This window comes from Sphaerospermopsis reniformis, assembly GCF_005402885.1.
GTDB classification, from domain to species: Bacteria; Cyanobacteriota; Cyanobacteriia; order Cyanobacteriales; family Nostocaceae; genus Sphaerospermopsis; species Sphaerospermopsis kisseleviana.
In genome coordinates this window covers 21,344-33,911 of the sequence record NZ_BJCE01000030.1, presented here as the reverse complement: position 1 = coordinate 33,911, position 12,568 = coordinate 21,344, and the positions used below count along the sequence as shown (strand labels likewise).

Annotated in this window: 9 protein-coding genes and 1 pseudogene; 2 read left to right on the top strand and 8 right to left on the bottom strand. The window is 37.4% G+C overall.

The genetic code is table 11. The features are described 5' to 3' along the window. On the bottom strand, nucleotides 1–1,364 hold a 1,364-nt coding region (glgA, locus tag FFR48_RS06705), incomplete at its 3' end, for a glycogen synthase GlgA (protein ID WP_137666806.1). A 128-nt stretch (nucleotides 1,365–1,492) separates the two neighbouring features. Then, nucleotides 1,493–2,461: a hydroxymethylbilane synthase gene (hemC, locus tag FFR48_RS06700; protein ID WP_096565449.1), complete on the bottom strand. Its 969-nt coding sequence runs from the start codon at nucleotides 2,459–2,461 to the stop codon at nucleotides 1,493–1,495. A 600-nt stretch (nucleotides 2,462–3,061) separates the two neighbouring features. Between hemC and FFR48_RS06695 the strand changes: the two genes are divergently transcribed. After that, nucleotides 3,062–4,030 carry a YegS/Rv2252/BmrU family lipid kinase gene (locus FFR48_RS06695; protein WP_096565447.1) on the top strand — a complete coding sequence of 323 codons (969 nt, stop codon included), beginning with the start codon at nucleotides 3,062–3,064 and terminating at the stop codon, nucleotides 4,028–4,030. A 207-nt stretch (nucleotides 4,031–4,237) separates the two neighbouring features. On the opposite strand, the gene FFR48_RS06690 is transcribed toward FFR48_RS06695, so the two are convergent. The 3 genes from FFR48_RS06690 to FFR48_RS06680 form a co-directional block, all read right to left on the bottom strand. After that, nucleotides 4,238–4,678: a CAAD domain-containing protein gene (locus FFR48_RS06690; protein ID WP_137666805.1), complete on the bottom strand. Its 441-nt coding sequence runs from the start codon at nucleotides 4,676–4,678 to the stop codon at nucleotides 4,238–4,240. 172 nt (nucleotides 4,679–4,850) lie between these two features. After that, nucleotides 4,851–5,312 carry a BON domain-containing protein gene (locus FFR48_RS06685; RefSeq protein ID WP_137666804.1) on the bottom strand — a complete coding sequence of 154 codons (462 nt, stop codon included), beginning with the start codon at nucleotides 5,310–5,312 and terminating at the stop codon, nucleotides 4,851–4,853. A 101-nt stretch (nucleotides 5,313–5,413) separates the two neighbouring features. Next, entirely contained in the window at nucleotides 5,414–7,117 is a 1,704-nt protein-coding gene (locus FFR48_RS06680) for a histidine kinase (protein ID WP_137666803.1), read from the bottom strand. Nucleotides 7,118–7,279: 162 nt separating this feature from the next. On the opposite strand from FFR48_RS06680, the pseudogene FFR48_RS06675 reads away from it, so the two are divergent. Continuing rightward, nucleotides 7,280–7,441, top strand: a pseudogene (locus FFR48_RS06675) (tetratricopeptide repeat protein); the annotation flags it as partial. A 257-nt stretch (nucleotides 7,442–7,698) separates the two neighbouring features. Here FFR48_RS06675 and FFR48_RS06670 read toward each other — a convergent pair. From FFR48_RS06670 to FFR48_RS06660, 3 genes are all read right to left on the bottom strand, one after another. Then, nucleotides 7,699–9,894 carry a serine/threonine-protein kinase gene (locus FFR48_RS06670; RefSeq protein ID WP_137666802.1) on the bottom strand — a complete coding sequence of 732 codons (2,196 nt, stop codon included), beginning with the start codon at nucleotides 9,892–9,894 and terminating at the stop codon, nucleotides 7,699–7,701. A 90-nt stretch (nucleotides 9,895–9,984) separates the two neighbouring features. Continuing rightward, entirely contained in the window at nucleotides 9,985–11,697 is a 1,713-nt protein-coding gene (locus FFR48_RS06665; protein ID WP_137666801.1) for a PP2C family protein-serine/threonine phosphatase, read from the bottom strand. Nucleotides 11,698–11,959: 262 nt separating this feature from the next. Continuing rightward, on the bottom strand, nucleotides 11,960–12,568 hold the full coding sequence (locus FFR48_RS06660; RefSeq protein ID WP_137666800.1) for an FHA domain-containing protein: 609 nt from the start codon (nucleotides 12,566–12,568) through the stop codon (nucleotides 11,960–11,962).

Sequence of the window (12,568 nt, the reverse complement as noted above, 5' to 3'; positions counted from 1 at the left end):
TACATGGAACGATATAGACTATCGTACTGTTTAGCAGATTCATACCAACTAAAGTTTTGATTCATACCCCGTTGTTGTAATTCTTGCCATTGGGGTTTGTAACGGAAACCTTCCCAAGCCCGAATCATACAGGTAAATAGGTCTAAAGGTTCATAGCGGTCAAAGCAATAACCTGTACCTGCGGTATTTACGGGGTCGTGGTGGGTGACAGTATCAACTAATCCCCCTGTACGGCGGACGATAGGAACAGAACCATAACGTAAAGCCATCATTTGACTGATACCGCAAGGTTCAAAACGACTTGGCATTAAGAAAGCATCAGTACCGGCATAGATGCGACGGGAAAGAGCATCATTATATAAAAGGTAGGTGGCCATTCTGCCAGGATAGCGGGATGCTAACTGCCACATTTGGGTTTCATAATAGCGATCGCCTGTTCCCAACAACACAAATTGAGCATCTGTATAAGCCATAAAGCGGTCAAGAATTTGGATCACCAAATCTAAACCCTTTTGTTCTACCAACCGGCTCACCATACCCATTAAAAAGGCACTAGAATTAACTTCTAATCCCATTTCTTCTTGCAAGGCAATTTTGTTAGCTTTGCGTTTATCTAAGGTATCGGTAGTAAAAGTTTGATTAATGTATTTATCAGTTGCCGGATCATAAACATCTGTATCTATACCGTTGATAATCCCTGATAACTTGCCACTAATAAAAGACAATAAACCTTCGATTTCTTCACCGTAAGCAGGAGTTTTGATTTGTTCTGCATAGGTGGGGGAAACTGTATTTACCCTGTCAGCAAACTGCACCGCTGCGGCCATAGTGTTGTGTCCTTGCATATACCAGGGACACCAAGTAATTTTCCGTAAATACCATTCCCAAGGTCCTTGATAGGCAAGGTTATGAATAGTAAACACAGTGGTAATATCTGGATCTTGGTGCATCCACACAGGAATCATGCCAGTATGCCAGTCGTGACAGTGGATAACTTCGGGTTTCCAGTAGTTCCAGGCAAATTCCGCCGCACCGTTAGCAAATAAAGTGAAACGCCAATCTTCATCTTCTCCGGCATAAATACGACGGGGTGAAAAAGCAGGATGTCCAAATAAATACAAAGGAACATCAGTTCCAGGGAGGACACTTTCATAAACTGAAAAGTCCTGGAACATGGCAAAGCCTTTCCAAATTGGCTCTTTGGGAATTTCCATCTTATCTGGCAGAAAGCCATAATAAGGCAGGAATATCCGTACATCATGCCCCATTTGTCTGAGAACTTTTGGTAATGCACCGACAACATCACCCATTCCACCTACTTTGGCAATGGGAGCAGCTTCCGCTGCAACAAATAAAATTCGCATAATTACTGGTAATTGGTAATTGGTAATTGGTAATTGGTAATTGGTAATTGGTAATTGGTAATTGGTAATTGGTAATTGGTAAAGATAAAATTGATTACCCAGTCACCAGTCCCCAGTCCCCAGTCCCTTTATGATCCGCGTTTAATCTCGGTGAAGATTTCTTCTAAAATTTCAGTTGCACCTTGTTGACGTAAGGTGTTAGCTAGTTGTGTTCCCAGTTGTTCTGCATCTTTGGCTAAACCAGTAACGGTATCTTTTACCAGTTTTTGACCATCTACACTAGCTACAATACCAGTTAGTGTTAAATTATCACCATTGATTTCTGTGTTGACACCAATGGGAACTTGACAACCCCCTTCTAAAGAGCGGAGAAAAGATCGTTCTGCTAAACAGCGATCGCGTGTTTGGGGATGTTGAATAGCTTTGAGAATGGTGATTAGTTCAGCATCATCAGCACGGCATTCTATACCTAAAGCACCCTGGCCAACTGCGTGCAGGGAAATATCAGGGGGTAAAATTTGGTGAATGCGATCGCTCATTTCCAATCTTTCTAAACCAGCTACGGCTAAAATCAAAGCGTCATATTCACCCGCATCCAACTTAGCCATGCGTGTGTTCAGATTTCCCCGCACATCTTTAAAGGTAAAATGGGGGAATTTATGGCGTAGTTGTGCCAGTCTTCTTAAAGAAGATGTACCAATCACCGCACCTGCTGGTAAAGTTTCCAGAGTTTGTCCTTTGTATTGCTCATGGAATACTACCGCATCGGCTGGATTTTCCCGTTCTGTAATTGCTGCTAGTGCCAAACCTTCTGGTAAGTTGGTAGGCAAATCTTTAAGGGAATGAACGGCAAAATCAATACTTTTCTCGATCATTCCCAGTTCGAGTTCCTTGGTAAATAATCCTTTGTCACCAATTTTAGCTAATGCTACATCCAGGATTTTGTCGCCTTGGGTAGACATGGTATGGACTTCAAAATTGATATCAGGATAACTTTTCTGAAGTTGCTCTCTTACCCAGTATGTTTGAACTAGAGCTAGTTGGCTTTTACGTGAACCAATACGAATAGTGCGTGGAGGGCTAGAAACTGAAGTCATAAAACAATTTGTCAAACCAGGCGATAAATTCACATTGATCTAGACTACCGCAGCAAGTGACTTACCGGATGGAATCACTCTCTTTACATTCGGTTACATTTTTCTTATATCAACAGCGGCTACCAGTTTGATAAAACGTTATGTATAACGTTATGTATATTTTTACATATTTTATTTTTCCGCATCTACCTATATGCAGATTTTTTTTAGATACTACAACAAAGATTGATGAGGACAAGCTCAATCAAAGAAAAAACAACCGCAGCAACACTAAAAAATATCTGAAAATTTCTTCCCTTTGTGTCCTTTGCACCCTTTGTGGTTCAATCATATCAAGTCTCAGATCATTTTATTTATTTCGTGAGATCAAAATAAATTTACACATTAAATTTACACATTGAGAAATTATAGTTTAGGTAAAGAAATAGGAAACAGGAAAATAAATTTTAGTAAATCATCAACCAAAGTAGTCTTGAGAGAGAAGTTGAAATTTTCAAGATATGCTAATATTCAATAATGAACAATGAACAATTGACCATTACTGAAACAATTATCAATTATCAATTATCAATTATCAATTATCAATTATCAATTATCTCTATGATTCGTTCTGCTTGTTTAATTTTTAACCCAGTTGCCGGTCAAGGTGATCCAGACTTTGAATTAGAGCAAATTAGGTCAATATTAGAACCAGAAATTGATTTAGATATTTATCTCACCACTGAAGAAGTTGATGCTGATGAACTCGCACGTGCAGCAGTAGAAAGGGGAGTAGAAGCGATCATTGTTTCTGGGGGAGATGGGACATTATCAGCAGCAGCGGAAGCAGTAGTTAATACTGATATACCTTTTGGGATTATTTCACGAGGAACAGCAAACGCTTTTGCCGCAGCATTAAATATTCCTAATACAATTGCCGCAGCTTGTCAAACCATTTTACAAGGTAAAACTCGCACAGTAGATGTTGCTTATTGTCATGATCATCCAATGATATTATTAGCAGGTATTGGCTTTGAAGCAGAAACTGTAGAAAAAGCAGATCGAGAAACTAAAAATCGTTTTGGGATGATAGCTTATATCTTAGCTGGTATTCAAGAACTGGGAAATTTACAAAGATTTGCTGTGGAAATTGAAACAGAAGATAAGATCATTCAAACTCTTGCATCAGCGGTGACGGTAGCAAATGCAGCACCTCCAACTTCTGTTTTAGCTCAAGGACCTTCCGGGATTATTTATGATGATGGATTATTAGATTTAACAATAGTAGCTCCAGAAACTAAAACAGGTGCGATCGCTGCCACATTTCATTTATTCCAAACTGCTGCTACAGGTACACCAGTGAAAAGAGATGATATTGGTTATTTGCGAGCTAAACAATTTAAAATCACCACAAAACCACCGCAAAAAGTAGTTATAGATGGGGAAATAGTAGGTACAACTCCTGTAGAAATTAAATGTATCCCAGCAGGGTTAACGGTTTTTGTTCCTTATGTAAAAGAAGAAATTCCCACAGAAAAATTAGATGGTTTACCTAACCTAACTGTAGAAATAAAAGAGGAATCTACATAAAAAGTCAGGAGTCAGGAGTCTTAGGGGCGAAGCATTCGGGCGAATAATTATCAATTTTTATCACAATTTTATGGTATAGGGCAAAAAAATAAAAAATTTTAGATTTTAGATTTTAGATTTTAGATTGTGCTAAATGAAAACAATCCAAAATCCAAAATCTAAAATCCCAAATTCAGAACTTCTGACTTCTGAATTATTAACCTATGATTAACCTAAAAGTTGTTGTTTGAATGCACTAACTTTGTGGGATAATTCTTGGCGAGTTTCCGCTTTCAGGAGATAACGGAAGACAAACCACATAGCATAGAATATGCCAATTAGCTCAAAAATGGGAGCTAATAAAGGCACACCATTAACAGCATCTAAAACGGAGATCGCTACCTTAACCGTAACAAAGGCAGACAAAATTAACACAATTGTTAAGATAGCTTGCTGATTTTTAGCAAAAAAACTACCCACATAATTTGGTAGTTGATCTAATAAGTCAACTATTTGTGAGCTAATTCGTTGCCATTGACTGTTAGGCGCTTTAGCTGGTTGCAGTTTAGGCAAATTTCTAGTTTCTGCACCTTCAAGAGATAATACCCCTGGTGGTGAGACGGAAGTAGCAGAGTCTTGCTGTTGTTGAGTTTCCATAATGTTTGCCATTTGGCACAACAGTGTTGATAAGTGACTGGACGTAAATCAATATAACAGTTTTGACTCAGAATACCAAGTCAAAAATATTTCAGTTTGTGTCTTGATTACTGAGAATTGACCAGAAAAACTTATTTCAGTCCATCAACTTAGAGATATTAACAGATATTAATTGTGAGCAGTTTTACCTTACTGGTTGTGCGACTGTTGCATTAACAATTACATTTCTCACTCCATTAATTTCTTTAGCCAAAGGTTCAATTTTAGCTAACTGATCCTGATTATTTACAGTTCCTGATACAGTAACAGTACCATCATCGGTAGCTTTAACTGTTAATGCACCACCAGGAATATTAGCTTCTAACTTAGAACGGACTTCACTAGCTAAGTCTGCTGCTGTTCTTTCTGTACGATCAGTAGTTAGCAGATTTCGTTCTTCACGAGCGCGAATATCAGCGTTGAGTTGTCTTCTGCGAAGTTCACTTTGAGCGTCTTCTTTAGCTTCTTGTCTGGTTTCTGCTGCTGGACTGACTGGAACTTCTCCTTCTCCCGGTTCAGGTGCAGTCACAGTTGTTTTAGCGGTATTATCACAAGCAGCACTAAAAAGTAAAAGTGAACCTATTAAGAATGAAGTTAACTTTTTCATTGGTTTATTGTTTGATTTTGATATAGCAAAATTCAGGAGGCAGGAGCAAAATTTAAACTGTTAATTTTATTGCTCCTCAAATGTGGTGAAACTAATGGGAATTAAACTGTTTTTTGGCGATGGTCAATAATAATTACTGGTGCTTCTCCAGTAAAATCACCATGAACGGTTTCTGTAGGTTTGACAGTTTCAAAACTGCGTTGATGTTCACTCGGTTGATATTCGTTGACATCACGGGCATCATAAATATCAAATTCTTCAATTCCCAAACCTTTGAGGATAGTTTCAGCCTGGTGAATTTGTACTTGAGTACCATCAACAATGATTAAATAATGACCTCTTTGGAAGCGATCGCTATAAACTCGCGCTCTTTCTTCAGGAATACCTAAACCAATTAACCCCCCTGCAATACCTCCCACTGCTGCACCGACAACACCACCGGTTAAGGTTGTGGCTAAAGCAGTTGCTACCGCACCACCAGCCATGACAGGTCCAACTCCAGGAATTGCTAAAGTTCCCAAACCAACTAATAAACCACCTATACCACCAATTGCACCACCTGTAGCAGCACCGGCTTTTAGTCCTTCATCTGCTTTATTACCCTCTAAATTCCTTTTTTCACTGTTGTCTGTGTCTTTAGCAATAAGGGAAACTTGGTTCATGGGAAAACCAGCATTTCTCAAGTCTCTGAGTGCTGTTTCTGCATCACGACGATGGGAAAATACACCAACTGCTCTTTTAGTAGTTTGTAAAGGTGCTGGCGAAGGTGCTTTTACATGACCATTTGCTTCGTAAACTTGCCATTGTTTAATTCCATGTCGGTTGAGAATAGTTGCAGCCCGGTGAATATCGGTATCTGTACCACCAGCGATAATGATATAGTCTCCTTGATGGATGCGTTCGTTGTAAAACTGAGTTTGATGATCGGGAATATTAAAACGAGTAGACTCAAAGCGATCGCTCCAATGAACACCCCCAAAAGCATCTCTGTGTTGACGTTCTCTGTGTATTAAAGCAATTTGGTTCAAGGGAAAACCTGCATTTCTTAAATCATTAATAGCAGTTTCCGCATCTTGCAGCAGTGAAAAATAGCCAATTGCATATTTAAGAACAGTCGTTTCTCTATGAACAGTTTTTTCTTTAGGAACAGTCGTCTCTCTAGGAACAGTTGTTTCTTTAAGAACAGTTGTTTCTTTAGGAACAGTTGTTTCTCTAGGAACAGTTACATCCTGATGAACAACTTCTGTAGTTGGTTGTTTACCATCCGGTTGATCATAAACTTCAAATTCTTCTATTCGCCAATGATGCAGAATTTCTTTAGCTCTAGCAATTTCCGCATCTGTGCCATCAATAATGACTAAATATTCTCCTCTCTGTACTCTATCATGATAAATTTTGGCTTTTTCTTCGGGAATTCCTAAACCAATTAACGCACCAATTAAACCTCCCGCCGCGGCACCAATACCAGCACCAGCAAGGGTTGTTATTAAAGCTGTAGCTGTAGCACCAGCCAACATAATTGGACCGACTCCGGGAATAGCTAACGTTCCTAGTCCTACTAATAAACCAGTTATACCACCTAAAACACCACCAGAAATTGCCCCAATTGTTGCACCTTCTTCCGCCTGATCACCAACTTTCTCACGGACTTGATGACCAGCAATTTCTTCATTTTCGTGATGTCTAGCGATAACAGAAACTCTTTCCATTGGAAAGCCTGAATGTCTCAATTCATGTAGCGCCTGTTCAGCATCATGGCGATCTGGAAATACGCCTACAGCACGCCTATCTATACCTATAACCATGCTTTATATTCCTCCAACAGCAAAACAGAAATCTTTTGATATTCCTGTTATTTTTGAATGACTTTAAGGCCATAACTCTATTACTACGTTTTTGAATGCAAGTATCATCAATCTCTTGGATGAAGTTATATTTATGCCATTGGTTATAAGAAAATCGAGTGAGCCGTGGTATTACCTGCACAAATAGCTAAACCAGAAGACTTTTATACTTGGGGTGTAGCAGCAGCAGAAAAAGGTAATCTCAAACAGGCTATTGATTATTTTAGTCAAGCGATCGCTCTCAAACCAGACTATGCAGGTGCTTATTTATCCCGTGGTGTAGCTATTTAGGGGTTGCTGAGAAAGTCTTTCCGTGAGGGCATAGGAGTCAGGAGTCAGGAGTCAGGAGTCAGGAGTCAGGAGTCAGGAGTCAGGAGGAGATTTGAAAATTTCTTTGCCATCTCTTGAAATCCCCAAAAATGCACACTTTTTCCGGTATACCCTTCAAAACCCTTGCACTAATTTCTGTGTTTATCAGCCTCTAACCTTTGATATATCAAGGTTTTAGGTTTATTCAGCAAACCCTATTTACTAAGTAATCCCTAAATATTCACACCTATTAATTGAAATGCCTGTTTAATATTTGCGGATAGTTGCAATCTTGGGGACGTTGCAGACAAGGTATATAATTTGATAGCTTGACTATAAGCAGATAACATTTCTCGGCTATTTTCTATTTCCCCATCTTGATTTTTAATATTCATTAACACCCAACCTAAATTATGATATGCTTCTGCATAATTGCCATTACATTTAATGGCTTTTTCTAGATATAACTTAGCCTGATTCCATACTCCTATTTGGGCGTATAAAGTACCAAGACGAAAGTAAGGAAAGGCTAGGGGTGGGAATGTTTGTAAATAATTTTCATATATTTGAATAGCACTTTGATAGTTTTTTAAATTCTCTTGAGTAATCCCATAATTAAGTAATACCCAACCAGGAATAGATGTTTGATGAGTAGCTTTTTCAAAACTGATAAGTGCATCTTGCCATAAGTATTGATTCCCTTGTTTCCAACCTTTTAAACCCCAAGCTATACTACTATTAGGTACTTGGTGAATAAATTCTGCAATTCTTCTATCTACATCATTAGCTTGTTTAGTGACAACGGCTTTTTCTAAAGCAATAATTAAATAAGGATATAAACTATTTTGTAAGTTAGTTTGTAATTGCTTTTCATGATGATTTAGCTGATTTTGTACTTGATTATTTACTTGATTATTTACTTGATTATTTACTTGATTATTTAATTTAAATATTGCTTGAGTAGCTTTACGGATCGCTAACTTCCATTGTTGTTGCTGTACATATATCCATGATTGCAAACTTAAAGCAAAAGTACAATCTGGTTGGATTTTTAATACTGTATCTATGGTTTTTTCGGCTGCTGCTAAATTACCAGATTTAGCTAATGCCCACGCATAATTAGCTTGTATCCAAGTTTCATTAGGAGATAAATTAACAGCTATTTGTAAATTTTTTACCGCTTCTTGCCAATTGTTTCGACGGCAATTAATCAATCCTAAAACTCCGTATCCTCTGCCATCATTTGCTTGTAATTTAATGGCATTTTGAGCATCTATTTCTGCTTCTTGTTCATCAATATATATTTGTAATAATGCTAGTTCTACGGCTGCTTCCCCGTTTTCTGGTTCAACTGACAAATATTTTTGATATGCTTGGGCTGCATCATTTAATTTACCTTGTTTTACTAATTGTTTAGCCCGTTGATGTTGGGGAGAAATAAATTTACCTTGGAGTGCCGCTATTAATTCATTAGCAGTTTGAAATCTATCTTCTATTCTAAATTGCATTCCTGTTAATATGACTTTTTCCATTAAAAGACTTAAATCAGGGCGGAGTTGTCGCGGTGCAATTAATGGATCTACTAATGTTACTAATGTATTTAAGGCACTGTTTTGTAAAAATGCACTAGCCCTTTCTGTGGCTTCTGTGGGTAATTTTCCCGTTAGTAATTCATACATTGATGCACATAAAGCATAAATATCAGTACCAGGGAATCGTTTACCTTTTTGAATATATTGTTCATAGGGTGCATATCCCGGTGTTAAAATTCTAGTCATATCTCCAGTTTGACCGGCTATAAATTCTCTGGCTGCACCAAAATCAATTAATACCGCTTGATCTGGATCTACAATGATAATATTTTCGGGTTTGATATCTCGATGTAATAAATTATGACTGTGAATTACTTTTAAAGCTTCAGCAATTTGCAGAAAATAATTTTTAACTCGATTTTCTGCTAATATTCCTTCTGTTGCTAATATCTGATCTAAGGATTTACCAACCAGTAATTCCATGATCATGTATGCAGTGTTATTTTCTAAGAAATACTCATAAATTTTAGCGATATTTGGATGTACACATTGTTGTAAATAGTTGGCTTCTATTTGGAATCTTTGCAGTTGTTCTTGACGCTGTACGGGAGTAATTGACATTGGCCACAAAACTGTATTACCTTGTCTGGCTGCATTTTCTGGCCATAGTTCTTTGATGGCAACTTTGGCGGAATTTTGTAAATATGTTGCCGCATAAGTAATACCAAATCCACCTTGTCCTAAGACATTTTCTATTCTATATCTACCATTGCCAATTAATGTTCCTGGGGATAAATGCAGATTTGATGTAGGGGAATGGGGGGTTAAAGGTGTACCGCAAGCAATACAAATAGTAGCATGATCTACATTATCAGTGAGACAGGTGGGGCATTGCATAGATGTTAATGAGTAATGGGTGATTGGTGATTGGTGATTGGTGATTGGTGATTGGTGATTGGTGATTGGTGATTGGTGATTGGTGATTAACTAAAGATAACTAACTAAACATCGTACTGCTAACAGGGTAGCATTATCAGATGCACCTCGTTCTAATACTTGGTTAATAGTAGCATTTACGGCTGTTTGTAAATTTGATTGATTAGTGAAATTTTCCGCTAGTTCAGTTTGAGAAACTAAGTCCCAAACACCATCAGAACATAGTAAAATGATATCTTGATCTGCTAATTTTATTGTTAATTCTGAGGTTGTTTGTCTTAAATCTTGAACGTAATCATGGCTTAATCTCTTTTTTCCGCCGATGGATTTGGTGAGAACGTTTCTATCTGGATGTGTGGTAATTTCGGCTTCTGTAATTTGTCCACTAGCTAATAATATAGCAACGAGGGAATGATCTTGACTCAGTTGTTTTATTTCTCCTTGACGTAGTAAATAAATGCGACTATCGCCCACATGACTGATCATCAATTGTTGGGATATGGCAAAAATTACGCTGAGGGTTGTTCCTCCTTCTTTAACTTGGTTGGATACTGTTTCATTTGCTTGTGTAAATAAGGAGGTTAACCATTCTTGATATTGTTCTTTGGTTTGATTTGTTGGAGGTATGGGTGTTTCTAATATGGTTTTAATTGCTAATTTACTGGCTAATTCTCCTTGGGACATTCCTCCCATACCATCAGCGATCGCAGCTAAGATAATAGTTTCTTGACCACTGTTTTTTTGTTGTTTAATACCATAGTTATCTTCATTCTTCAGGCGGTTTATTGATAATCCTACAGTAGACAAACTGGCTACTTCCCAAGTAATATCTGGTATGCTAATTTCTTGACGGGTATTAACTAATATTGTTAATAATTGTTCTAATGTAAATCTTTCTTCGGGGATGGGAGATAAGCAAATCTTCAGGATTTGATACAGGTGAGGAATGGGTTTGATTTGTATTTCTATAGTGGGATCGTTAGGTAGATTTTGGTTGTGAATTATATGATATAATAATCCTGCTACTGTGTAACTACTCATTGTTTCTTGAATAGGATATTTACAGTATGCTAATTCAGGGGCGCAATAGTTTCCCATTAAGCCAATATTGAGATTTTCACCGACAGGATAGGCGCTAGTTAAATCAAAGAATTGGATGGGTGTTCCTATTTGCATAAATTGGGGTATTATATTAATAATACACCATTTTCTTTGATGTAAATAGCGGAATAATTGACAGATTTGGCTGGTAATTAATAATGATTGTTCTAAGGAATTTTCGGTTTTTAACCAAGTTTCTAAGGTTTGATTTTCGTGGGGAAGGTAGGTTAATAGTAGGAGTTTTTGATTGGATGTGTTGGTGATGATTTCAGTTTCTGGATAATATTCATCTGCTAAATATTCATCTGCTAAAGTTTCTGTTTTGAAAATTTCTGATTGTGTATCTATTTCTGTGTTATCAGCAATTGGTAAATGAGAAACTTGAATATTTATATGATCTTCTATGGTGTGCGCTAGGAGTGGAGAAATTAATTTATAATCTCCTAATTGGTTTCTTAATTCTAATTCTCGGTTGAGGGCGCTGTCAGTTCCACCTATTCTGAGTAACCCTGGTTTTTCAGCAGCTATGATGTTAACTTGAAAGTAATCAATCTCAGGTGTGATTTGTCCTAAGTAGGAGATGATTTCTATTTGCAGGTTTTGGATTTGACAACAGATGTTTTCTTGAATTATTAATGGCGATGGATTTGTAATTTCACTCATTTTTTTTCACGCGCCAGACGCAGAGTTACAAAGAGAATAAGAATAAATACCCGATTTTTAGGTTATTAAATTTTGCGGGTATTTAGGTGGTATTTTTAGGGGGTATTTTTAGGTGGTATTTAGTTTTAAGCTGTTACACAGCTAAATTGTATAATCCTAATATTCTGAACTCTTGTTTAACAGGCAAGATGCCTGTTCCACTTATACAAATTAAATGCACAACAGCTTAACTTGAAAAAGGAAGTTTGATTTTTCATATTTTTCATAATGTTTGAAATAGAAATATAACTTTACCAAATGCTATTTCATCACCAGAGTTTAAGGGGGTGGGTATGGTAATTCTGGAACTAAAGCGCGTTTGTCCTTGGGATTTGATAAATATACCGTTGGTAGAACCTAAATCTTTGACTTTCCATGTTCCTAGTTCATGATAAATTTCGCCATGATTGCGAGATACTGTTTCTCCTCCAAAAAATGTTTCTAAATCTATATCTACTGGTCCAACGTCAGGATCAAATATACCTACTATGGCGTTATTCTTTATGAGAAATTCTGGAATGGGGGCGTTAATTTGTTTGCATATTATTTTAGCATTGGTGGATGTATTTGTAGTAGATGTATTAGTAATTATGGGATAGTTAGGTTGTGGTAGGGGTGGTTGAATGACTGTAGGTGCTACGCTTGGTTCTATGATTGGTGAGGGTTTGATTGGTGAGGGTGTGATTGGTGAGGGTGTAATTGGTGGGGGTGTGATTGGTGGGGGTGTGATTGGTGGGGGTGTGATGATGGTTTGCAGTTCTGAACCGCAAGCGTTACAAAATTCTGAGTTGTCTGGGTTTTGATCATAGCCACAAGCTGTACAAGTAATCAT

Coding starts and splice junctions, on each gene's coding strand:
- hemC (WP_096565449.1), bottom strand. CDS start 2,461: ATGACTTCAGTTTCTAGCCCTCCACGCACTATTCGTATTGGTTCACGT.
- FFR48_RS06695 (WP_096565447.1), top strand. CDS start 3,062: ATGATTCGTTCTGCTTGTTTAATTTTTAACCCAGTTGCCGGTCAAGGT.
- FFR48_RS06685 (WP_137666804.1), bottom strand. CDS start 5,312: ATGAAAAAGTTAACTTCATTCTTAATAGGTTCACTTTTACTTTTTAGT.
- FFR48_RS06660 (WP_137666800.1), bottom strand. CDS start 12,568: ATGATTACTTGTACAGCTTGTGGCTATGATCAAAACCCAGACAACTCA.
- FFR48_RS06665 (WP_137666801.1), bottom strand. CDS start 11,697: ATGAGTGAAATTACAAATCCATCGCCATTAATAATTCAAGAAAACATC.
- FFR48_RS06680 (WP_137666803.1), bottom strand. CDS start 7,117: ATGGTTATAGGTATAGATAGGCGTGCTGTAGGCGTATTTCCAGATCGC.
- FFR48_RS06670 (WP_137666802.1), bottom strand. CDS start 9,894: ATGCAATGCCCCACCTGTCTCACTGATAATGTAGATCATGCTACTATT.
- FFR48_RS06690 (WP_137666805.1), bottom strand. CDS start 4,678: ATGGCAAACATTATGGAAACTCAACAACAGCAAGACTCTGCTACTTCC.